Genomic DNA, 23,957 nt, shown 5'->3' on the forward strand with positions numbered 1-23,957 from the left:
TTTCGAAAACTCCGTTTCTGCACTAAAAAAATGCCGCATTACGGTGCGCTTTTCTTTAAACTTCTTTACATTAGGTTGTGTAAAAACGTATCGACGTTTATATACTGAAGGTAAGCCTGATAAGTAACAGGCTTGCTCGTCATACTTTCGTGAGTATTGGCGTTGTACAGGCAAGTAGAGAAAAGCAGCCTGGCTATTCAAAGTATGATAAAAACAGGGGGCAAGGGATGTTGCTTAACATGATGTGTGGTCGTCGGCTTTCGGCAATAAGTTTTTGTCTGGCCGTAACATTCGCTCCACTGTTCAGTGTGCAGGCTGATGAGCCTGAAGTAATCCCTGGCGACAGCCCGGTGGCTGTCAGCGAACAGGGAGATGTACTGCCGCAAGCGCAAGCGACGGCAATTATGGCGGGGATCCAACCGCTACCAGAGGGTGCGGCGGAAAACGCTCGCACACAAATCGAATCTCAATTACCCGCAGGTTATAAGCCGGTTTATCTTAACCAGCTTCAACTGCTGTATGCCGCACGTGATATGCAGCCGATGTGGGAAAACCGTGATGCGGTTAAAGCTTTCCAGCAGCAACTGGCGGAAGTGGCGATTGCCGGTTTTCAGCCGCAGTTTAATAAATGGGTAGAGTTACTGACTGACCCAGGCGTTAACGGTTTGGCACGTGACGTAGTGTTGTCGGATGCAATGCTGGGTTACCTTCATTTCGTTGCTAACATTCCGGTCAAAGGCACGCGCTGGCTATACAGCAGTAAACCTTATGCACTCTCAACACCACCGCTCTCGGTCATTAACCAATGGCAGGTGGCGCTAAATAATGGCCAATTGCCAACGTTTGTTGCAGGACTGGCACCGCAGCATCCGCAATATGCCGCGATGCATGAATCTTTACTGACCTTGCTCAGTGATACCAAACCGTGGCCACAACTAACCGGTAAAGCAACGTTGCGTCCTGGCCAGTGGAGTAATGACGTACCAGCACTGCGCGAAATATTGCAGCGCACAGGTATGCTCGATGGTGGGCCGAAAATTACGCTGCCTGGCGATGAAACACCCGCTGATGCAGTCGTTAGCCCATCTGCCGTTGCCGTCGAAACTGCGGAAAAGCAAACAAAGTTTCTTAGTAAACCTAAGCCAACTGTACGTGCCGCCTACGATAATGAGCTTGTTGAAGCGGTTAAACGTTTTCAGGCATGGCAAGGATTGGGGGCAGATGGTGCTATTGGTCCAGCCACACGTGATTGGCTCAATGTGACACCTGCACAGCGTGCAGGTGTGTTGGCGCTCAACATCCAGCGTTTACGTTTGCTGCCTGCGGAGCTTTCTACCGGCATCATGGTCAATATACCGGCCTATTCTTTGGTCTATTACCAGAACGGTAATCAGGTGCTGGACTCGCGGGTGATTGTCGGCCGTCCTGACCGCAAAACACCAATGATGAGCAGTGCCTTAAACAATGTGGTAGTGAATCCGCCGTGGAACGTACCGCCGACGCTGGCACGCAAAGATATTCTGCCGAAAGTGCGTAATGATCCGGGCTATCTGGAAAGCCATGGCTATACGGTGATGCGTGGCTGGAACAGCAAAGAAGCAATTGACCCGTGGCAGGTTGACTGGTCGACGATTACCGCGTCGAATTTACCGTTCCGCTTTCAGCAAGCTCCAGGCCCACGAAATTCGCTAGGACGGTATAAATTTAATATGCCGAGTTCAGACGCTATCTACTTACATGACACGCCTAATCACAATCTGTTCAAGCGTGATACGCGTGCGTTGAGCTCTGGCTGTGTGAGGGTGAATAAGGCATCCGATCTGGCAAACATGCTGTTGCAGGATGCAGGCTGGAATGACAAGCGTATTTCCGATGCTCTGAAGCAGGGAGATACCCGTTACGTCAATATCCGTCAGTCTATCCCGGTTAATCTCTACTACCTGACAGCATTTGTCGGCGCAGATGGGCGTACTCAATATCGTACAGATATTTACAATTATGATCTGCCTGCGCGATCCAGCTCGCAAATTGTATCGAAAGCGGAACAATTAATCAGGTAAATGAAGTAGTTCGGGGAAATCAGTTGTCGTAATAATTGGCATGATTGGGGGCTATTCCTGGTAGCCCCCATCACTGCTGGGGTTGAGTCACCTTGACGTTAGCTTTATGGGCGGTTAAGGTGCACTCTTGTGCGCCAGAAGTGCATATAAACGATAACATTGACCTGTAGACTTGATTACCATGGACAAATTCGACGCTAATCGCCGCAAACTACTGGCGCTTGGTGGCGTTGCACTTGGTGCTGCCATCTTGCCGACCCCTGCGTTTGCGACACTCTCCACCCCACGCCCGCGTATTTTGACACTCAACAATCTCCATACTGGAGAGTCAATTAAAGCGGAGTTTTTCGATGGCAGAGGCTATATTCAGGAAGAATTGGCAAAACTAAACCATTTTTTCCGCGATTTCCGCGCGAACAAAATAAAGTCCATCGATCCAGGATTATTCGACCAGTTGTATCGCCTGCAAGGCCTGTTAGGTACTCGCAAGCCGGTACAGTTAATTTCTGGTTACCGTTCTATCGACACCAATAATGAATTACGCGCACACAGCCGTGGAGTAGCGAAGAAAAGCTATCACACCAAAGGCCAGGCGATGGATTTCCATATTGAAGGCGTCGCGTTAAGCAATATTCGCAAAGCCGCGTTATCTATGCGCGCAGGTGGTGTAGGATATTACCCACGTAGTAACTTTGTGCATATTGATACCGGACCTGCACGGCACTGGTAGCAATCGCTTAACGAAACAGGGGCAGTATGAATTATCGTATTATTCCGGTCACTGCATTCTCCCAGAACTGCTCATTGATCTGGTGTGAACAAACTCGCCTGGCAGCACTGGTTGATCCTGGCGGTGATGCGGAAAAAATTAAACAGGAAGTTGATGCCAGCGGCCTGACGCTGATGCAGATCCTACTGACACATGGCCATCTGGATCACGTTGGTGCAGCGGCGGAACTGGCAAAACATTACGGCGTGCCAGTACTTGGTCCGGAAAAGGAAGATGAGTTCTGGCTGCAAGGCTTGCCTGCGCAAAGCCGCATGTTTGGCCTGGATGAGTGTCAGCCACTGACGCCGGATCGTTGGCTGAATGAAGGCGACACGATCAGCATAGGGAATGTGACTTTACAGGTGTTACATTGCCCAGGGCATACACCGGGCCATGTGGTCTTTTTTGATAATCAGTCAAAACTGCTGATTTCTGGCGACGTCATTTTCAAAGGTGGAGTAGGGCGCAGTGACTTCCCACGTGGCGACCATAATCAACTGATCTCCTCTATCAAAGATAAACTGCTGCCGCTTGGCGATGATGTGACGTTTATTCCAGGGCACGGGCCGTTATCCACCCTCGGCTATGAACGGTTGCATAACCCCTTCCTGCAAGACGAAATTCCCGTCTGGTAAAGGCGCATAAAAAAGCCCGCTTTCACAGCGGGCTTCATTGGTTTTAATGCTTACAGTACAGCCACAATCGCTTCGCACAGCGGAGCCATGTTGTCTGGCGTCATCCCGGCTACGTTCACACGACCGGAAGCCACAGCATACACGCCAAACTCTTCACGCAGACGCAGTACCTGTTCTTTAGTCAGACCGCTAAAAGAGAACATGCCGTTTTGTTTGATAATGAAACTAAAGTCGCGGTTTGCGCCTTTTTCCTGCAGCGTATTAACGAACAATTGACGCATACGCTGAATACGCTGACGCATATCAGTCAGCTCTTGTTCCCAGATAGCACGTAACGCATCATTACTCAGGATAGTGGCAACAACCGAAGCTCCGTGCGCGGGTGGGTTAGAATAGTTCGCACGAATCGCCGCTTTCATCTGGCTGAATGCGCGATCCACGGTTTCACTGTCCGCAGCAACCAGCGTACATGCGCCTACACGCTCGTTGTACAGACCAAAGTTTTTAGAGTAGGAACTGGCGACGATCAGTTCTTTATGCAGAGCTGCGAAAACGCGCAGACCTTCAGCATCTTCTTCCAGACCGCGAGCAAAACCCTGGTAAGCAAAGTCAAACAGCGGTAACCAGCCTTTCTCAACGGAAAGCTGCGCCAGCGTTTGCCATTGCTCCAGTGTAGGATCAATGCCGGTTGGGTTATGGCAGCAACCGTGGAACAGCACCACGTCGCCAGCCTGGGCTTCGTTCAGACTGTTAATCAGGGCGTCGAAGTCCAGAGTATGTTTTTCCGCGTCGTAATAAGCGTATTCACGTACTTCCAGACCTGCAGAGTTAAAGACGCTCTTATGGTTCGGCCAGCTAGGGTTGCTCACCCACACACGCTTAACGTCGGTATTTTTTGCCAGGAAATCGGCAGCCACGCGTAACGCACCAGTACCACCAGGGGTCTGAGCTGTGCGGGCGCGTTTGTCGTTGATTAGGGCGCTACCTTTACCAAACAGCAGTTCCTGGGTGCAACGACCAAATTCAGGAATACCGTCAATGCCGAGGTAGTTTTTGGTGGTTTCATTTTCGAGCAGATACTGTTCAGCCTTTTTAACGCTGGTCAGTACCGGGGTTTTGCCCGTCTCATCTTTATAGACACCAATCCCGAGGTTAATTTTGCCGGGACGTTCATCGGCACGAAACAGATCGGCCAGGCCCAGAATCGGGTCGGCAGGAGCGGCGGTAATGTTCTCAAACATGACGAGGTTCCATTATGGTTACAGAAGGGAAGTCCGCTATCAGGGTAACGGGAGATTTACAAAATTCCAACTATTACTGATGAAAACGCCGGCTGTTTTTGCAAGACGTGAGATTGCTCTGGAAGGCATAAAAAAAACAGGACCAAAGTCCTGTTTTTTCGGCATTTAACAAAGAGGTCTGCTATTAGAACTGGTAAACGATACCCACAGCAACTGTGTCGTCAGAACCTACGCCCAGTTTGTTGTCAGAATCGATCTGGTTGATGATGTAGTCAACATAGGTAGACATGTTTTTGTTGAAGTAGTAGGTTGCGCCCACTTCAACATAGTTCACCAGATCAACATCACCGATACCACCTTCTACGTCTTTCGCTTTAGATTTGGTGTAAGCGATGGACGGACGCAGACCGAAGTCAAACTGGTATTGTGCAACTAACAGGATATCTTGCGTTTTGTTAGCAAAGCCGCCGGTGATCGGCGTAGCGTTACGGGTTTCACCGTAGTTTGCTGCCAGGTAGATGTTGTTCGCATCGTACTTCAGGCCAGTAGCCCACTGTTCAGCTTTTTTACCCTGGCCGAGAGGCTGGGCTTCCTGCAAGTTTGTACGGTCAGCAGCACCATAAGCACCAACGATACCAAAGCCTTCGAATTCGTAGCTGATGGAGCCGCCAACACCGTCGCCGTTAGAACGACGTGCGGTGTCGCGTTCGTTTTTACCCAGGTACTGAACAGCGAAGTTCAGGCCGTCAACCAGACCAAAGAAGTTGGAGTTACGGTAAGTTGCAACGCCGCCAACACGACCAACGAAGAAGTCATCGCTGTATGCAGTGTCACCACCAAATTCCGGCAGCATATCGGTGTAACCCAGTGCGTCATAAACAACACCATAGTTACGACCGTAATCGATTGAGCCAGCATCAGCAAATTTCAGACCAGCGAACGCCAGACGGGTTTTGTTGCCATTTTGGGCATCAGAACCCTCAGAGTTGTTACCCTGGAAGTTGTATTCCCACTGACCGTAACCGGTCAGATCAGAATTGATTTGAGTTTCCCCTTTAAAACCAAGACGGGCATAGGTCATATCGCCATTGCCACCGTAACTGTTTTCACCGTTACCCTTGGAAAAATAGTGCAGACCGACAGCTTTACCGTACAGATCTACTTTGTTGCCATCTTTGTTATAGATTTCTGCAGCGTTTGCAGTTCCTGCTACTAACAGAGCAGGGACGATCACTGCCAGAATGTTGCGCTTCATCATTATTTATTACCCTCATGGTTTTTTTTATGACACCTGCCACTGCCGTCAATAAGTTTCGTCAATAAATATTTACGGAGCTATTGATGAAAGTTTGGTGTCTTTATGTATCTGCAGGCATCTTTCCATTCAAACTAACGTTTCGCTACCGTGAAAGTGCTACAAAGATAAAGATATAGTTACAAAAAGAAAAAATGTGTAACCAAGTATTAATTTTAAGGAACTTTGTGAACACCGTCATATTTCCACCAGGATTTAATGATATTTATGGCGGATCTTATATATGTATATGATTTACTTATATTAAATCTAACTAAACAGAAATTTTCTTTCTGATGATTTCTCTCTGTGACTTCTCTCTAATACACTTTCAGCCATCCAGAAAGCCAATAATAAGTATAAAAATTGTGCTATCAGATAAGAAATGACTAATCCGCAATAAGGCTATGGGTTATTTTTTGTTCGCAAATGTTGCAAAGAAACATTCCGTAACAGGAAGATTGCTTTGGCAGGGTTGCAATTAGATTGATTGACTTAACAAACAGATAACTTGACAGAAGGGGATAAAAAAGAGCCAGCGGGTGCTGGCTCTCGGAAAAGTTAAATTAGAAACTGGCGTTACGTGGAGTGCGTGGGAACGGAATTACGTCACGCACGTTTTGAACGCCAGTCACGTAGGCGATCAGGCGTTCAAAACCAAGACCAAAACCGGAATGTGGAACAGTACCGTAGCGACGCAGATCGCGATACCACCAGTAATCTTCTTTATTCAGGCCCATCTCCAGCATACGTTCGTCCAGAACGTCCAGACGCTCTTCACGCTGGGAACCACCAATGATCTCACCGATACCCGGAGCCAGAACGTCCATTGCTGCAACGGTTTTACCGTCTTCGTTAAGGCGCATGTAGAACGCTTTAATGTCTTTCGGATAGTTTTTCACGACTACCGGCGCTTTAAAGTGTTCTTCTGCCAGGTAACGTTCATGCTCGGAAGAGAGATCCACACCCCAGTAAACCGGGTTTTCAAATTTCTTACCGCAGTTTTCGAGGATGGTTACCGCGTCGGTATAATCCACCTGCGCGAAGTCTGCCTCAATGAAACGCTCCAGACGTGAAACTGCATCTTTATCCACGCGTTCAGCGAAGAATTTCATATCGTCAGCACGTTCTTCGAGAACCGCTTTAAAGACGTATTTCAGCATGGCTTCTGCCAGGCCGGCGATATCGTTCAGGTTAGCAAACGCGACTTCCGGCTCCAGCATCCAGAATTCCGCCAGGTGACGGCTGGTGTTGGAGTTTTCTGCACGGAAAGTCGGGCCGAAGGTATAAATTTTAGACAGCGCACAGGCATAAGTCTCGCCGTTTAACTGGCCTGATACGGTCAGGAACGACTCTTTACCGAAGAAATCTTTGTCGAAATCAACTTTGCCCTGATCGTTACGTGGCAGGTTTTCCAGATCCAGTGTTGAAACACGGAACATTTCGCCAGCGCCTTCGGTATCGGATGCGGTGATCAGCGGTGTAGAAACCCAGAAGAAACCTTGTTCGTTAAAGAATCGATGCAGTGCCTGCGCCAGCGTGTGGCGAACGCGCGCAACGGCACCAATCAGGTTGGTACGTGGACGCAGGTGAGCGACTTCACGCAGATACTCAATGCTGTGGCGTTTTGCTGCCATCGGGTAAGTGTCTGGATCTTCAACCCAACCAGCGACTTCAACATTGCTGGCCTGAATTTCAAATTGTTGCCCCTGGCCCGGCGACGCCACGACTTTACCCGTCACAATGACCGAGCAACCGGTGGTCAGACGCAGTACGTCTTCATTGTAATTGGGCAGAGAATTATTGATGACAGCCTGTACAGGATCAAAGCAGGAACCGTCATAAACGGCGAGGAAGGAGATGCCAGCTTTTGAATCTCGGCGGGTACGTACCCATCCGCGTACGGTGACTTCGCTGTCAACGGCTACGCGGCCCTGGAGTACGTCGGCTACAGGCACAACGCTCATAATATTCTCTCTGTTAATAGTCGGAAAAAATAAACACTTGTCCACCCGTGAAATGGGGGGATACCTATGTTACCTGGCATCCGCAATCAGACAAGCAGAATTCGCAGATGCAGCGAAAGATTTCGGAATTAAAGGTAAAAAAGGGAGCCGTTATGGCTCCCTGATGATATTAACTGGCTTTTTTAATGTGCGGAAGGTCGAACGCTTTACGAAGTGCGCGAACAAACGCCTTGTCGTGGCAGATTGTTTTGCCAGGACTGTCAGAAAGTTTCGCCACAGGTTTACCGTTACACTCCACCAGCTTAATCACAATATTCAGTGGCTTGACTTGGGGGATATCGCAGGTCAGGCGTGTACCTATACCAAAACTTAATTGCACACGGGAAGAGAAGTGGCGATAAAGCTCGACCGCTTTGCGTAAATCCAGATTGTCAGAGAAAACCAGCGTTTTGCTCTGAGGGTTGATTCCCAGCTTCTCATAATGTGCGATGGCTTTTTCGCCCCATTCTACCGGGTCGCCAGAGTCATGACGCAGCCCCTGATAGCGGCTGGCAAATTCCACGCCGAAATCACGCAAGAATGCGTCCATAGTAATGCAATCGGTTAATGCAATTCCCAGTTGATCGGGATATTCATTGAGCCATGCGGCAAGTGCGGCACGTTGGCTGTTGGCAAGATCCGGGCTGATTTGTTGATGCGCCTGGAACCATTCGTGAGCCTGAGTTCCCATTGGCGTGAGGGAAAGCCGACGCGCCAGATCGTAGTTACTGGTGCCAACGAACCAGGATTCTTGTTGCAAACGTTGAACGATGGTTTCCTGGACTTCGCGGGAAAAACGTCGGCGGGTGCCGAAATCCATCAGATGGAAGCGCGACATATCGAGATCGGCAGTTAACGCCGAGAAGTCGACTAATTTGCTTTCCAGCGTATCGAGGGCTTGCGCAACGTCGGCCTGCGGTGAGCGGTAGCGATGTACCAGTTCACTGATGACCGCCAGCAAAGGAACTTCCCAGAGGATGACTTCACGCCACGGACCGCTTAAACGAATATCCAGCTTGCCGTTATCGTTGGTGACGGTGACCTGTTCCGGGTTAAAGCGGAACTCGCGCAACCAGTTGAGGTAGTCAGCCTTAAAAAAAGGCAGGGCAGAGAGCCATTGATATTCATCATCCTGCAGGCGCAGACGCTGCATCGCCTGGACCTGTTCACGAATAGCATCGGCATAAATACCCAGCAGATCGTCACCTCGGCAACGAAACTCCGCCGCGACATGCACATCATAATAGTGATGAAACACGGCTTGCTGCATATGCAACTTATAAGCATCTGTATCCAGCAGCGAGTGCAGAACAGGAGAAGCGAATTGTGTCATAGGTGCGCAGTAGCGTCCTCGTACGGGAGCGTTTAGTACAATAAACATCTTCAGGAACTGCTGGAGTATACCTTGTTTCGCAATTTATTGAACCCCGATCACACCATATGCCACGTTTATGGTCGATGGCGTTGCGCTCTGTATGTTATAAAAATGTAGCAATAAAAGCGTTTGTACCTGAAAAGATGAAGATTCTGCGTAGCGAGATTTATACAACAGGAATAGACTGAACACCTGACTCTATAAAAGATGCTAAAGGTTATTTATGACTCAACAGCCACAAGCCAAATACCGTCACGATTATCGTGCGCCGGATTACCAGATTACTGATATTGACTTGACCTTTGACCTGGACGCGCAAAAGACGGTGGTTACCGCGATCAGCCAGGCTGTCCGTCATGGTGCATCAGATGCTCCACTTCGTCTTGACGGCGAAGATCTTAAACTGGTCTCTATTCATATTAATGATGAGCCGTGGTCCGCCTGGAAAGAAGAAGAGGGCGCACTGGTCATCAGTAATTTACCGGAGCGTTTTACGCTCAAGATCGTTAATGAAATTAGCCCTGCGTCCAACACTGCACTGGAAGGGCTTTACCAGTCAGGCGATGCGCTTTGCACCCAGTGTGAAGCCGAAGGTTTCCGCCACATTACGTACTATCTCGATCGCCCGGACGTGCTGGCGCGTTTTACGACTAAAATTATTGCCGATAAAACCAAATACCCGTTCCTGCTTTCTAACGGTAACCGCGTTGCGCAAGGTGAGTTGGAAAACGGACGTCACTGGGTACAGTGGCAGGACCCGTTCCCGAAACCGTGCTATCTGTTTGCGCTGGTGGCAGGCGATTTTGATGTGCTACGCGACACCTTCACCACGCGTTCTGGCCGTGAAGTGGCGCTGGAGTTGTATGTCGATCGCGGCAACCTTGACCGCGCGCCGTGGGCGATGACCTCGCTGAAAAATTCCATGAAGTGGGATGAAGAGCGCTTTGGTCTGGAGTATGACCTTGATATTTATATGATCGTTGCCGTGGACTTCTTCAACATGGGCGCAATGGAGAATAAAGGTCTTAACATCTTTAACTCCAAATATGTACTGGCGCGCACCGACACCGCTACCGACAAAGATTATCTCGACATTGAACGCGTTATTGGCCATGAATATTTCCACAACTGGACCGGTAACCGTGTGACTTGCCGCGACTGGTTCCAGCTTAGCCTGAAAGAAGGTTTAACCGTGTTCCGCGATCAGGAGTTCAGCTCTGACCTGGGTTCCCGCGCCGTTAATCGCATCAACAATGTGCGCACCATGCGCGGGTTGCAGTTTGCGGAAGACGCCAGCCCAATGGCTCACCCAATCCGCCCGGACATGGTCATTGAGATGAACAACTTCTATACCCTGACCGTTTACGAGAAGGGCGCAGAAGTGATTCGAATGATCCACACCCTGCTGGGCGAAGAAAATTTCCAGAAAGGGATGCAGCTCTATTTCGAGCGTCATGATGGCAGTGCGGCAACCTGTGACGATTTCGTCCAGGCGATGGAAGATGCGTCAAATGTCGATCTCTCTCATTTCCGCCGTTGGTACAGCCAGTCCGGCACGCCGATTGTGACTGTTAAAGACGACTACGATCCAGAAACTGAGCAGTACACCCTGACCATCAGTCAGCGCACGCCAGCTACGCCAGATCAGGCAGAAAAACTGCCGCTGCATATTCCGTTTGCTATTGAGTTGTATGACAACGAGGGCAAAGTAATCCCGTTGCAGAAGGACGGTCATCCGGTCAATTCAGTGCTGAATGTCACCCAGGCGGAACAGACTTTTGTTTTTGATAACGTCTACTTCCAGCCGGTGCCTGCGCTGCTGTGTGAATTTTCCGCGCCGGTGAAACTGGAATATAAATGGAGCGATCAGCAACTGACCTTCCTGATGCGTCATGCGCGCAATGATTTTTCCCGCTGGGATGCGGCGCAAAGTCTGCTGGCAACGTACATCAAACTGAATGTCGCTCGCCATCAACAAGGGCAGCCGTTATCGCTGCCAGCACATGTTGCAGATGCTTTCCGCGCTGTGCTGCTCGATGAGAAGATCGACCCGGCGCTGGCGGCAGAAATCCTGACACTGCCTTCTGTCAATGAAATGGCGGAACTATTCGATATCATCGATCCGATTGCCATTGCCGAAGTTCGCGAAGCACTCACCCGTACACTGGCGACTGAACTGGCGGATGAATTGTTGGCTATCTATAACGCCAATCACCAGAGTGAGTATCGTGTTGAACATGAAGACATTGCGAAACGTACTCTGCGTAATGCCTGCCTGCGCTTCCTCGCCTTTGGTGAAACGCATCTGGCTGACGTGTTAGTGAGTAAGCAGTTCCATAAAGCGAACAATATGACCGATTCGCTGGCGGCACTTTCGGCGGCGGTTGCTGCGCAGTTACCGTGCCGTGACGCGTTGATGCAGGAGTACGACGACAGGTGGCATCAGGACGGTCTGGTGATGGATAAATGGTTTATCCTGCAAGCCACCAGTCCAGCGGCGAATGTGCTGGAGACGGTGCGTGGTCTGTTACAGCATCGCTCATTCACCATGAGCAACCCGAACCGTATTCGTTCGTTGATTGGTGCGTTTGCAGGCAGCAACCTGGCAGCGTTCCATGCTGAAGATGGCAGTGGTTACCAGTTCCTGGTGGAAATGCTCACCGATCTGAACCGCCGTAATCCGCAGGTGGCTTCACGTTTGATTGAGCCGCTGATTCGCCTGAAACGTTACGATGCCAAACGTCAGGAGAAAATGCGTGCGGCGCTGGAACAATTGAAAGGGTTGGATAATCTCTCTGGCGATCTTTACGAGAAGATCACCAAAGCACTGGCTTAATACAAAAGTGCCTGATGCGACGCTGGCGCGTCTTATCAGGCCTGCAAACCCGTTGGAATTGTTGGTTTTGTAGGCTGATAAGGCGTTCACGCCGCATCTGGCATGTTAACCATGACGCCGAATTGGTTGTTCAGAATGCCCTCGCTGCATCACCCGCTGTAACACTTCCGCTTCCAGTTCCGCTAACCGTACCGACCCTAATCGGCGCGGGCGAGGAATATCCACCGTCAAATCCAGGCCAATCTTTCCCTCTTCAATCAACAGCACCCGGTCAGCCATCGCTACCGCTTCGCTCACATCATGCGTCACCAGCAAGACGGTAAAGCCGTGCTCCTGCCAAAGTGACACAATTAAATCCTGCATCTCCAGTCGCGTTAAGGCGTCCAGTGCGCCCAGCGGCTCATCGAGCAACAATAAACCCGGACGATGAATCAACGCTCTTGCCAGCGCCACACGCTGTTTCTGCCCGCCAGAAAGTGCGGCAGGCCATTCCCCGGCACGATTTTCCAGCCCTACCGCAGCCAGTGCCTGATGCGCCGCATCGCGCCATTGGCCTTTAAGACCTAACCCAACGTTATCAATCACCGATTTCCATGGCAGCAGACGCGCATCCTGAAACATCATCCGCGTATCATCCTGAATCTCGGCCAGCGGTGTTATACCCGCCAGTACATCACCTGCGGTTGGTGTTTCCAGCCCCGCCAGCAGACGCAGCAGAGTACTTTTACCGCCGCCGCTACGACCAACAACAGCCACAAACTGACCTGCCGGAATATGCAAATCCAGTTGATTCAGCACGATATTTTCTGCGTAATGTTTGCTCACCGCATTAAGTAGCAGTGGTGTACCCTGGTTCAGACGGGCAGTATTCATGCCGTGGCCTCCTTCAGATGATAAGCCGGGTTCCAGCGCAACCAGAGACGCTCTAGCAATTGGGCGCTAATGTCAGCAAGTTTGCCGAGCAGGGCGTAGAGAATAATGGCGACGACGACGACATCCGTTTGCAGAAACTCCCGCGCATTCATCGCCAGATAACCAATGCCAGAATTGGCAGAGATGGTTTCGGCAACAATCAGCGTCAGCCACATCAGGCCCAACGCAAAACGCACACCGACCATAATTGAGGGCAGGGCACCAGGCAGGATCACATGCACAAACAGCGGCAAGCCGGATAAGCCATAGCTACGCGCCATCTCCACCAGCCCGCGATCGATATTACGGATGCCGTGCCAGGTATTGATATAAATGGGGAACAGCGTGCCGAGCGCTACCAGGAAAATTTTTGCAGACTCATCAATGCCAAACCACAAAATCACCAGCGGGATCAGCGCCAGATGCGGCACGTTGCGCAACATTTGAATTGAGCTGTCCAGCAACCGTTCTCCCCAGCGCGACAGGCCGCTAATCAATCCCAGAATCAACCCCAGCGATCCGCCAATCGAAAAACCAATCAGCGCCCGCCAGGAGCTGATCGCCAGATGCTGCCACAGCTCACCGCTGGCCGAGAGCGTCCAGAACGCGGCCACCACTCCTTCCGGAGAGGGCAAAATACGCGTCGACAGCCAGCCAACCGAGGAGGCCAGTTGCCACACCGCCACGATGCCCACCGGTAAAAACCAGGGGGCAACGCGCAATAACCACTTCTTCACTGGCGTTGCCATCATTTTCTTCCTTAGCTTTGCGCGACATTACGTGGGATGAACTCATTCGCTACCGCTTCGCCTTGCAGGTTCAATGGCTGTGGTTGGGGAATCTGTGGAATGGCAACATCCAGATGTGGGAACAGTAATTCGCCAACCCGATACGCTTCTTCCAGATGTGGATATCCTGAGAGGACAAAACTGTCGATGCCAAGCGCGGCGTATTCGTTGATTCGTGCGGCGACTGTCGGACCATCGCCTACCAGCGCCGTCCCCGCACCGCCGCGTACCAGACCAACGCCTGCCCATAAATTGGGGCTGATCTCCAGGTTGTCGCGCTTGCCGTTATGTAACGCAGCCATTCGCTGTTGCCCCACGGAATCCGTGCGGGCAAATGCAGCCTGTGCTCTGGCGATGGTGTCATCATCAAGATGGGAGATTAACCGTTCTGCGGCCTGCCACGCTTCGTCGTTGGTTTCGCGGACAATCACATGGAGGCGAATACCGAAACGAATTTTGCGACCATGTGCGGCCGCTTTTGCCCGCACTTGCTCGATCTTCTCTTTTACCAGTGCTGGCGGTTCGCCCCAGGTGAGATAAAGATCAACTTGTTCTGCGGCCAGATCCTGGGCGACGTCTGACGATCCGCCAAAGTAAAGCGGAGGATACGGTTGTTGAATCGGTGCAAAGAGTAGTTTTGCCCCGCGCACATGAATATGCTTACCGTTGAAATCGACAGTTTCTCCCTGCAATAAACGTCGCCAGACCTGAGTAAATTCCGCCGAGGCTTCGTAACGCTCGCTGTGGTCGAGGAACACGCCGTCTCCCGCCAGTTCTTGTGGATCGCTGCCTGTTACCAGGTTAAACAACGCACGGCCATTCGACAGACGGTCGAGCGTGGCGGCCTGGCGGGCGGCAACGGTAGGTGACGTTACACCAGGGCGCAGGGCGACAAGAAACTTCAGCCTTTGCGTAACCGGGATCATCGACGCCGCCACCAGCCACGCATCTTCGCAGGAACGGCCCGTAGGGATCAGCACGCCGGTATAGCCAAGACGATCCGCCGCTTGCGCGATCTGTTGCAGATAACCGTGATCAACCGGACGAGACTCTGTTTCCGTTCCCAGATAATGACCGTCACCGTGCGTAGGTAAAAACCAGAATATATTCAGACTCATAATTGTTTTCCTTCCAGTTGAGTGGGGTGCCAGATGCGCTGGCGAATATCGACTTTTTTCGGCAGCAGATGATTTTCATAAAACAGGTCGGCAGTATGTTGCTGTAAAGCGGCAACCTCGGCACTCACTGGTTTGATGGTGGTGGGAGGACGGTGGCCAAGATAAGAGGCTATTACCGGTGCTGGTAAGCCCATCGTTTTTGCCAGCAAGGTGATACTTTGCTCGCGCTGGCTGTGGGTTAACGCATCGGCCTGGCTAAAGGTCTCCAGTACGCCCTGAATAAAGGCACCGTTTTTTTCTGCATAGGGGCGGGCCGCCAGATAAAACGACCCGGTCTGATTCAGACCAGTACCATCTTTTAATACCCGCACACCACCCTGTAATAATGCAGCAGAGTAGTAAGGATCCCAGATGGCCCAGGCATCTACGTTACCTTGCTGGAAGGCCGCGCGGGCATCAGCAGGTGTCAGGTAAGTGGGCTGGATATCGGTGAATTTAAGCCCGGCCTGTTGCAGTGCGCGTAGTAACAGGTTGTGCGAACTGGAACCTTTCTGAAATGCGACTTTGTGGCCCTTCAGTTCAGCCACGGTTTTTATGGGACTGTTTTCTGGCACCAGAATGACTTCGGCTTTTGGTTTTGGCGGCTCGACACCGACGTATACCAAATCCGCACCAGCAACTTGGGCAAAGATAGGTGGAATGTCGCCCGTGCTGCCAAGATCAATACTGCCGATGTTGAGTGCTTCCAGCATCTGCGGACCCGCAGGAAATTCCACCCATGAAGTTTTTGTTTGCGGATAGCGTTTTTCCAGGAGTTGATGGCTTTTTGCCAGCACCATGCTGATGCTGCCTTTCTGATAACCTATCCGTAACGCTTCAGGCGAAGACTCCGCAGCAACCGCGAGCGTAGTGACGCTAAGTAATCCCGCCAGCGCCAGTTTAAATATGTTACGCATGGGCGTTTCCTCGTAGAGAGAAAAGATCAAGAACCTGGACATCACGACGGTGCAACGCCTGCCAGAAGGCTTCGAGTGCGACATCAAGACGGGATTGCAGATTCGGCGTGAATTGCGGTTTATGCTGGAAATCAATCACCTGCGAGTCATCGGCAAACACACCGTGCAGGATCTCCTGCGCTTTTAAAGCGCTTAGTACCGGTTTGAGTGCGTAATCGACCGCCAATAGATGAGCCACTGTGCCGCCTGTTGCCAGTGGTAAAACCACTTTGCCTTGCAGTGCGCGTTCAGGTAGCAGGTCGAGAAGGGTTTTTAACGCCCCGGAATAAGCCGCTTTGTAGACGGGGGTCGCGACAATCAGCCCGTCAGCCTCTTGCAGTTGTGCAGTGAAAGTTTTCAGGGCCGGGCTGTCGAAACGTGCATAGAGCAAATCTTCCGGGGCGAAGTTTTGCAGATTCCAGTGATAAACCTCCACATCCAGGCTATTCAGCTTTTCTCGCGCATATTCCAGTAAGGAACTGGAGCGAGAAGGAAAGCGAGGACTTCCAGCCAGGGTAATGACACGCATACTCTCTCCTTATAACTAATTGTTCTTATTTCGTTAACATTGATAACAATTGGGTCAGTCTGACAGAGGGAGCTGGTGAGTCGAAATGATTTATCTGGTGAAGGAAAGCCAAAAAAAGCATAAAAAAGGCGCAATAAGAAAACGTTTGCTATTTATTGCCGCAGGTCAATTCCCTTTTTGGCTGAACTCGCACATAATACGCCCCCGGTTTGCACACCGGGAATCCAGGAGAGTTCATGTACTACCCCTTCGTTCGTAAAGCCCTTTTCCAGCTCGATCCTGAGCGCGCTCATGAATTTACTTTTCAGCAATTACGCCGCATTACCGGAACGCCGTTTGAAGCACTTGTTCGGCAGAACGTTCCAGCGAAACCGGTTAACTGCATGGGACTGACCTTTAAAAACCCGCTTGGTCTGGCTGCCGGTCTTGATAAAGACGGGGAGTGTATTGACGCTTTAGGTGCAATGGGATTTGGATCGATCGAGATCGGTACTGTCACCCCGCGTCCACAGCCAGGAAACGATAAGCCTCGTCTCTTTCGCCTGGTGGATGCGGAAGGTTTGATCAACCGTATGGGCTTTAATAACCTTGGCGTTGATAATCTCGTAGAGAACGTTAAAAAAGCCCATTATGACGGTGTTCTGGGAATTAACATCGGCAAAAATAAAGATACGCCGGTAGAGCAGGGTAAAGATGACTATCTGATTTGTATGGAAAAAATCTACGCCTATGCGGGATATATTGCCATCAATATTTCATCGCCAAACACCCCAGGATTACGCACTTTACAATATGGCGAAGCACTGGATGATTTATTAACTGCAATTAAAAATAAGCAAAATGATTTACAGGCGATCCACCATAAATATGTGCCAATTGCAGTGAAGATCGCGCCGGATCTTTCTGAAGAGGAGTTGATCCAGGTGGCCGATAGTTTGGTTCGCCATAATATTGATGGTGTTATTGCGACTAATACCACCCTCGATCGTTCTTTAGTTCAGGGAATGAAAAATTGCGAGCAAACCGGTGGATTAAGTGGTCGCCCGTTACAATTAAAGAGTACAGAAATTATTCGCCGCTTGTCGCAGGAATTAAACGGCCGTTTACCAATCATTGGTGTTGGTGGTATTGACTCGGTCATCGCCGCCCGTGAGAAGATTGCTGCGGGTGCATCACTGGTGCAAATTTATTCTGGTTTTATTTTTAAAGGCCCGCCGCTGATTAAAGAAATCATTACCCATATCTAATTATTTCTTTCATTTTCTCTTTATAAGATAATCAGGGCTTTATTTTCAGCCCTGGTTGTTTTATATTCATTCCTGTTACTTATTTAGATATTTTGTACTTTTCTTGTTGAGGTTATTAAGCAAAGCGACAATGGAATGTGTTGCGGTAGATTTATAGGGTAGAGGAGAGGCATATGCGAATTAAACCAGATGATAACTGGCGTTGGTATTACGATGAAGAGCATGATCGAATGATGCTTGATTTAGCCAATGGTATGCTATTTCGCTCACGTTTTGCTCGTAAAATGCTGACACCGGATGCTTTTTCTCCTGCGGGATTTTGCGTTGATGACGCCGCGCTCTATTTCACGTTTGAAGAAAAATGCCGCGACCTTAACTTATCAAAAGAACAAAAAGCCGAACTGGTGCTTAATGCGCTGGTGGCGATTCGTTACCTCAAACCGCAAATGCCGAAAAGCTGGCATTTTGTTTCTCATGGCGAAATGTGGGCACCAGTATCGGGTGATGCAGCCTGTGTCTGGTTAAGCGACACCAATGAGCAAGTCAATTTACTGGTTATTGAATCTGGCGAAAATGCTGCACTGTGCCTGCTGGCACAGCCTTGCGTCGTCATCGCCGGGCGCGCCATGCAACTGGGTGACGCTATCAAAATTATGAATGACAGGCTGAGACCGCACGTGAGTTATGACAGCGTCAGCCTTGAACAAGCCGTTTAACCTTTCAGTTTCAATGCACTCTTCGGCACACAACTACAGCAAAGAATTGTTCCGTCGTCGCTCATAGCTGATTTTTTCAGCGGGGTGACTTCGCCTTCCAGAAGCTGGATACGACAACTTCCGCAGATGCCAGCACGGCAAGAATAGGGAATACGAATCCCTTGATTTTCTAATTGTTCCAGTAATACCTGTTGGTTATTACCGCGAAATGCCTGCCCTTGCCAGTCGATATCTACATTTGCGTCCGCTTGTTGTGTCGCTGGGAAAGTGTCGTCCGCTGCGGCTGCGCCGTAGGCTTTTGCCGGTGCCGTAGCCAGAATTTCCACTTCATCGCCAACACGAATAACACCGCTGTTGCGGGCAATCAGGTTCTGACCGAAATCGACATCGCCGTTATCCTGGGCAGTACGGAAAGATTGCAACGTTTTTAATGGTTCGCCAGCCGGATGCTTTTGCCCTTTTTCCGGGCTAACGGTGGTGAAAATACAACGGCTACATGGCTTCACCACATCGAACACCACATCGCCAATACGAATCACTTTCCAGGTGTCTTCTTCCCACGCAGGCACGCCAGAAACAACCAGATTGGGGCGGAATTGTTCCATTTTGACGCTTGCCGGACAGCGTTGCTGTACATCACGTAATGAGGATTCATTCGCGAGTAGATACGGATAGCCATCAGCGAATGACAGGGGTACAGTGTTGTGGCGTTTTACGCGCCGCGTCATCTGCGGCCCCACCCAGCGCAACTGCACTTCGCGGGAGAAAAATCCACTTAACCATGTGTTGATCGTGGCTGGAGCAATACGTGCAGTAAAATGGTTGCCCCACACTTCCGTTGGTGCGTCCTGTACGGCGAAATCGGCAAAGCGTACCCACGCGCTGCTGCCATTGGGCGCAGTGAGATGCAGACCGTCATGAACGGGAGAGGGGGTAAAGCGCACCATCTGTGGAAACTGACGGGCGGTAATAAATGTGCCGTCGGGTTCTGTCAGCATAAAAATTCGATCGAAGGCCAGCCCGCTGATATCTGCAAGAGCGTGTGTCAGACCAATGCCGCGCATGGATTTAACAGGATGAATAAAAAGCCGGGTTAATGTCGCCACGGAGCGGTCCTCAAATGAAAATAAGCCCTCAACTTTATGACATGACGCACTTATTAGCTATAATGCGCAACAATTTTCTTAGAGCCTATACCAATAGGCTATTTTATTTGTCAGTTCGGCCCTGGGCTGCGCCCGAAATCATTAGGTACTACGTGTACGCACCGGTTTCTCCGCGCTGCCCATCTCCTGACTGACTGCAACAATTACGCCTACTGCGGTAGGCTCTTAGAGTAAAAGTGACGATATGAATTCTCTGTTTGCCAGTACGGCCCGTGGGCTGGAAGAGCTGTTAAAAACTGAACTGGAAAACCTGGGGGCCGTTGAATGCCAGGTGGTTCAGGGTGGGGTCCATTTCAAGGGCGACACGCGGCTTGTTTACCAGAGCCTGATGTGGAGCCGCCTGGCCTCGCGTATTATGTTGCCGCTGAGCGAGTGCAAGGTTTACAGCGATTTAGACCTCTATCTCGGTGTTCAGGCGATCAACTGGACAGAGATGTTTAATCCAGGCGCGACCTTCGCTGTTCACTTCAGCGGCTTGAATGACACCATCCGTAACAGCCAGTATGGCGCGATGAAAGTGAAAGATGCCATCGTTGATGCTTTCACGCGTAAGAATCTGCCGCGTCCGAATGTTGATCGCGATACGCCGGATATCCGCGTTAACGTCTGGCTGAATAAAGAAACCGCCAGCATTGCTCTCGACTTAAGCGGTGACGGTTTACATCTGCGTGGCTATCGCGATCGTGCGGGTATTGCGCCAATCAAAGAAACCCTGGCGGCGGCTATTGTAATGCGTTCCGGCTGGCAGCCGGGAACACCACTGCTCGATCCGATGTGTGGTTCCGGTACGTTGCTGATTGAAGCGGCGATGCTGGCGACCGATCGCGCACCGGGCTTGCACCGTGGGCGTTGGGGATTTAGCGGCTGGGCGCAGCACGACGAAGCCATCTGGCAGGAAGTAAAAGCTGAAGCACAGACCCGTGCCCGTAAAGGTCTGGCGGAATACAGCTCTCATTTTTACGGTTCCGACAGCGATGCGCGGGTGATTCAACGCGCACGCACTAACGCCCGCCTCGCCGGTATTGGCGAACTGATTACTTTTGAAGTGAAAGATGTCGCGCAACTGACCAATCCGCTGCCAAAAGGGCCGTACGGTACAGTACTGAGCAACCCGCCATATGGTGAACGTCTGGACAGCGAACCGGCGCTGATTGCGCTACATAGCCTGCTGGGTCGAACCATGAAAAACCAGTTTGGTGGCTGGAATCTCTCTTTATTCAGCGCTTCGCCGGATCTGTTAAGTTGCCTGCAACTGCGCGCAGACAAACAGTACAAAGCGAAAAACGGACCGCTGGACTGCGTGCAGAAAAATTACCACGTTGCCGAAAGTACTCCGGACAGCAAACCAGCGATGGTGGCGGAAGATTACGCTAACCGTCTGCGTAAAAACCTGAAAAAGTTCGAGAAGTGGGCACGCCAGGAAGGGATTGAATGTTATCGCCTGTATGACGCCGATTTGCCGGAATACAACGTTGCCGTTGACCGCTATGCTGACTGGGTGGTGGTGCAGGAGTATGCGCCGCCGAAAACGATTGATGCGCACAAAGCGCGTCAGCGCCTGTTCGATATTATCGCCGCGACCATTTCGGTATTGGGGATTGCGCCAAACAAACTGGTGCTGAAAACCCGTGAACGGCAGAAGGGTAAAAATCAGTATCAGAAACTGGGCGAAAAAGGCGAGTTTCTTGAAGTCACTGAATACAACGCTCACTTATGGGTGAATCTGACGGATTACCTCGATACTGGTCTGTTCCTCGATCACCGCATCGCACGCCGTATGCTCGGTCAAATGAGCAAAGGCAAAGATTTCCTCAACCTCTTCTCCTATACCGGTAGCGCCACCGTGCATGCGGGATTAGGCGGCGCACGCAGCACCACTACGGTGGATATGTCGCGTACGTATCTGGAGTGGGCAGAACGCAACCTGCGTCTGAATGGCTTAACTGGCCGTGCGCATCGACTGATTCAGGCCGATTGCCTGGCGTGGCTGCGTGAGGCCAATGAGCAGTTCGATCTAATCTTTATCGATCCGCCAACCTTCTCTAACTCAAAACGAATGGAAGATGCGTTTGATGTTCAGCGCGATCATCTGGCGCTGATGAAAGATCTGAAGCGTCTGCTGCGCGCAGGGGGGACGATTATGTTCTCAAACAACAAACGCGGTTTTCGTATGGATCTCGACGGACTGGCAAAACTGGGGCTGAAAGCACAAGAAATTACGCAAAAAACACTTTCCCAGGATTTTGCCCGTAACCGCCAGATCCACAACTGCTGGCTGATTACCGCAGCCTGAAAGGAATAGTAATGTCATTAATCAGTATGCATGGCGCATGGCTGTCGTTCAGCGACGCGCCACTTCTCGATAATGCAGAGCTGCATATCGAAGATAACGAACGTGTTTGTCTGGTGGGCCGTAATGGCGCGGGCAAATCGACGTTAATGAAGATCCTCAACCGTGAACAGGGGCTGGATGACGGTCGCATTATTTACGAGCAAGATTTAATCGTTGCTCGTCTGCAACAAGATCCGCCGCGTAACGTTGAGGGAAGCGTTTATGATTTCGTCGCTGAAGGTATTGAAGAACAAGCGGAATACCTGAAACGCTACCACGATATTTCACGCCTGGTGATGAATGACCCGAGCGAGAAAAATCTTAACGAACTGGCGAAAGTTCAGGAACAGCTTGATCACCATAACCTGTGGCAACTGGAAAACCGCATCAACGAAGTACTGGCACAATTGGGATTAGATCCCAATGCTGCGCTGTCGTCGCTTTCTGGCGGTTGGTTGCGTAAAGCGGCATTAGGACGTGCGCTGGTTAGCAATCCGCGCGTGTTACTGCTCGACGAACCGACCAACCATCTGGATATCGAAACTATCGACTGGTTGGAAGGTTTCCTCAAAACATTCAACGGGACGATAATTTTTATCTCCCACGATCGTTCATTTATTCGCAATATGGCGACGCGTATTGTCGACCTCGATCGCGGTAAGCTGGTGACCTATCCTGGGAATTACGACCAGTATTTACTGGAAAAAGAAGAAGCTCTGCGCGTGGAAGAACTACAAAATGCTGAGTTTGATCGCAAACTGGCACAGGAAGAGGTGTGGATCCGTCAGGGGATCAAAGCGCGTCGTACCCGTAATGAAGGTCGTGTACGTGCCCTGAAAGCGATGCGTCGTGAACGTAGCCAGCGCCGCGAGGTAATGGGCACAGCGAAGATGCAGGTCGAAGAGGCCAGCCGCTCCGGTAAAATCGTCTTTGAAATAGAAGATGTTTGCTATCAGGTTGAGGGCAAACAACTGGTGAAAGATTTTTCCGCTCAGGTGCAACGTGGCGACAAAATTGCGTTGATTGGCCCGAATGGTTGCGGAAAAACCACGTTGTTAAAACTGATGCTGGGGCAACTTCAGCCAGACAGCGGGCGCATCCATGTCGGGACGAAACTGGAGGTGGCTTATTTCGATCAGCATCGTGCGGAACTCGATCCCGATAAAACGGTGATGGATAACCTGGCAGAAGGTAAGCAAGAGGTGATGGTTAACGGTAAACCACGCCACGTGCTGGGCTATTTGCAGGACTTCCTGTTCCATCCGAAACGGGCGATGACGCCGGTACGTGCACTTTCTGGTGGGGAGCGTAACCGTCTGCTGCTGGCGCGTCTGTTCCTCAAACCAAGTAACTTACTGATCCTTGATGAACCGACCAACGACCTTGACGTCGAAACGCTGGAACTGCTTGAAGAACTCATCGACAGCTACCAGGGCACGGTGTTGCTGGTGAGCCACGATCGTCAGTTTGTCGATAACACCGTAACAGAATGCTGGATCTTTGAAGGTGAAGGTAAAATCGGTCGTTATGTTGGCGGTTATCACGACGCTCGCGGTCAGCAAGAACAGTATGTGGCGCTTAAGCAACCAGCGGTGAAGAAAACCGAAGAAGTGCCTGTGCCAAAAGCAGAAACTGTAAAACGCAGCACGAGCAAACTAAGCTATAAACTGCAGCGCGAACTGGAACAGCTCCCGCAATTACTTGAAGAGCTGGAAGCAAAGCTGGAAGCCTTACAGGCACAGGTGGCAGATGCCTCCTTCTTCAGTCAGTCTCATGAACATACGCAAAAAGTGCTTGCCGATCTGGCTGCTGCTGAGCAGGAGCTGGAACAAGCTTTTGAGCGTTGGGAGTATCTTGAAGCGTTGAAAAATGGTGGCTGATCGCAAAACAGTTGTTTGATATAGAGGCTGATGACAAAGATAAATTGCCTGATGCGCT

The 23,957-nt window shown here is 50.7% G+C and carries 18 protein-coding genes; 8 read left to right on the forward strand and 10 right to left on the reverse strand.

Going from position 1 to position 23,957, the window contains the following annotated elements:
• Positions 1-227 precede the first annotated feature (227 nt).
• The 3 genes from ldtD to gloC all read left to right on the forward strand — a co-directional run bounded on the left by ldtD (position 228) and on the right by gloC (position 3,464).
• On the forward strand, positions 228-2,060 hold the full coding sequence (ldtD, locus tag ESM_RS0105780) for a L,D-transpeptidase (RefSeq protein WP_000925970.1): 1,833 nt from the start codon (positions 228-230) through the stop codon (positions 2,058-2,060).
• Positions 2,061-2,241: 181 nt separating this feature from the next.
• On the forward strand, positions 2,242-2,790 hold the full coding sequence (locus tag ESM_RS0105785) for a YcbK family protein (RefSeq protein ID WP_001516120.1): 549 nt from the start codon (positions 2,242-2,244) through the stop codon (positions 2,788-2,790).
• A 26-nt stretch (positions 2,791-2,816) separates the two neighbouring features.
• Positions 2,817-3,464, forward strand: a complete 648-nt coding sequence (gene gloC, locus ESM_RS0105790; protein WP_001109447.1) for a hydroxyacylglutathione hydrolase GloC — start codon at positions 2,817-2,819, stop codon at positions 3,462-3,464.
• Positions 3,465-3,514: 50 nt separating this feature from the next.
• On the opposite strand, the gene aspC is transcribed toward gloC, so the two are convergent.
• The 4 genes from aspC to pncB form a co-directional block, all read right to left on the reverse strand.
• Entirely contained in the window at positions 3,515-4,705 is a 1,191-nt protein-coding gene (gene aspC, locus ESM_RS0105795; protein WP_000462674.1) for an aspartate transaminase, read from the reverse strand.
• 184 nt (positions 4,706-4,889) lie between these two features.
• On the reverse strand, positions 4,890-5,963 hold the full coding sequence (gene ompF / locus ESM_RS0105805) for a porin OmpF (protein ID WP_000977929.1): 1,074 nt from the start codon (positions 5,961-5,963) through the stop codon (positions 4,890-4,892).
• 602 nt (positions 5,964-6,565) lie between these two features.
• Positions 6,566-7,966 carry an asparagine--tRNA ligase gene (gene asnS, locus ESM_RS0105810; protein WP_000117892.1) on the reverse strand — a complete coding sequence of 467 codons (1,401 nt, stop codon included), beginning with the start codon at positions 7,964-7,966 and terminating at the stop codon, positions 6,566-6,568.
• A gap of 169 nt (positions 7,967-8,135) precedes the next feature.
• Positions 8,136-9,338 carry a nicotinate phosphoribosyltransferase gene (gene pncB / locus ESM_RS0105815; RefSeq protein ID WP_010376903.1) on the reverse strand — a complete coding sequence of 401 codons (1,203 nt, stop codon included), beginning with the start codon at positions 9,336-9,338 and terminating at the stop codon, positions 8,136-8,138.
• 265 nt (positions 9,339-9,603) lie between these two features.
• On the opposite strand from pncB, the gene pepN reads away from it, so the two are divergent.
• Positions 9,604-12,216 (forward strand): aminopeptidase N, encoded by a 2,613-nt coding sequence (pepN, locus tag ESM_RS0105820; RefSeq protein WP_000193796.1) that lies wholly within the window; start codon positions 9,604-9,606, stop codon positions 12,214-12,216.
• 105 nt (positions 12,217-12,321) lie between these two features.
• Here the strand turns inward: pepN and ssuB are convergent, their stop codons facing one another.
• Genes ssuB through ssuE form a run of 5 tightly spaced genes read right to left on the reverse strand, consistent with a single transcriptional unit; the run spans position 12,322 to position 16,558 of the window.
• Positions 12,322-13,089, reverse strand: coding sequence for an aliphatic sulfonates ABC transporter ATP-binding protein (gene ssuB / locus ESM_RS0105825; RefSeq protein WP_001090478.1), 768 nt, complete (start codon positions 13,087-13,089; stop codon positions 12,322-12,324).
• Positions 13,086-13,877 (reverse strand): aliphatic sulfonate ABC transporter permease SsuC, encoded by a 792-nt coding sequence (ssuC, locus tag ESM_RS0105830; RefSeq protein ID WP_000235185.1) that lies wholly within the window; start codon positions 13,875-13,877, stop codon positions 13,086-13,088. The genes ssuB and ssuC overlap by 4 nt, the downstream gene beginning before the upstream one ends.
• Positions 13,878-13,888: 11 nt before the next feature.
• Positions 13,889-15,034 carry an FMNH2-dependent alkanesulfonate monooxygenase gene (ssuD, locus tag ESM_RS0105835; RefSeq protein ID WP_000055823.1) on the reverse strand — a complete coding sequence of 382 codons (1,146 nt, stop codon included), beginning with the start codon at positions 15,032-15,034 and terminating at the stop codon, positions 13,889-13,891.
• Positions 15,031-15,990, reverse strand: a complete 960-nt coding sequence (locus ESM_RS0105840) for a sulfonate ABC transporter substrate-binding protein (RefSeq protein WP_001244250.1) — start codon at positions 15,988-15,990, stop codon at positions 15,031-15,033. The genes ssuD and ESM_RS0105840 overlap by 4 nt, the downstream gene beginning before the upstream one ends.
• Entirely contained in the window at positions 15,983-16,558 is a 576-nt protein-coding gene (gene ssuE, locus ESM_RS0105845) for an NADPH-dependent FMN reductase (protein WP_001263951.1), read from the reverse strand. Before ssuE ends, ESM_RS0105840 begins: the two co-directional genes overlap by 8 nt.
• A gap of 236 nt (positions 16,559-16,794) precedes the next feature.
• Between ssuE and pyrD the strand changes: the two genes are divergently transcribed.
• Positions 16,795-17,805, forward strand: a complete 1,011-nt coding sequence (pyrD, locus tag ESM_RS0105850) for a quinone-dependent dihydroorotate dehydrogenase (RefSeq protein WP_001516127.1) — start codon at positions 16,795-16,797, stop codon at positions 17,803-17,805.
• A 173-nt stretch (positions 17,806-17,978) separates the two neighbouring features.
• Positions 17,979-18,521, forward strand: coding sequence for a cell division protein ZapC (zapC, locus tag ESM_RS0105855; protein WP_001220666.1), 543 nt, complete (start codon positions 17,979-17,981; stop codon positions 18,519-18,521).
• Here the strand turns inward: zapC and ESM_RS0105860 are convergent.
• On the reverse strand, positions 18,518-19,627 hold the full coding sequence (locus tag ESM_RS0105860; RefSeq protein WP_000224257.1) for a YcbX family protein: 1,110 nt from the start codon (positions 19,625-19,627) through the stop codon (positions 18,518-18,520). The genes zapC and ESM_RS0105860 overlap by 4 nt on opposite strands.
• A 244-nt stretch (positions 19,628-19,871) precedes the next feature.
• Between ESM_RS0105860 and rlmKL the strand changes: the two genes are divergently transcribed.
• Both rlmKL and ESM_RS0105870 read left to right on the forward strand, forming a co-directional pair.
• Complete coding sequence (gene rlmKL, locus ESM_RS0105865) at positions 19,872-21,980, forward strand: bifunctional 23S rRNA (guanine(2069)-N(7))-methyltransferase RlmK/23S rRNA (guanine(2445)-N(2))-methyltransferase RlmL (RefSeq protein WP_001086563.1); 2,109 nt, start codon at positions 19,872-19,874, stop codon at positions 21,978-21,980.
• A gap of 11 nt (positions 21,981-21,991) precedes the next feature.
• Positions 21,992-23,899, forward strand: a complete 1,908-nt coding sequence (locus tag ESM_RS0105870; RefSeq protein WP_000053064.1) for an ABC transporter ATP-binding protein — start codon at positions 21,992-21,994, stop codon at positions 23,897-23,899.
• The last annotated feature ends 58 nt before the right edge of the window (positions 23,900-23,957 follow it).

Source organism: Escherichia sp. TW09308 (assembly GCF_000208565.1).
GTDB classification, from domain to species: Bacteria; Pseudomonadota; Gammaproteobacteria; order Enterobacterales; family Enterobacteriaceae; genus Escherichia; species Escherichia marmotae.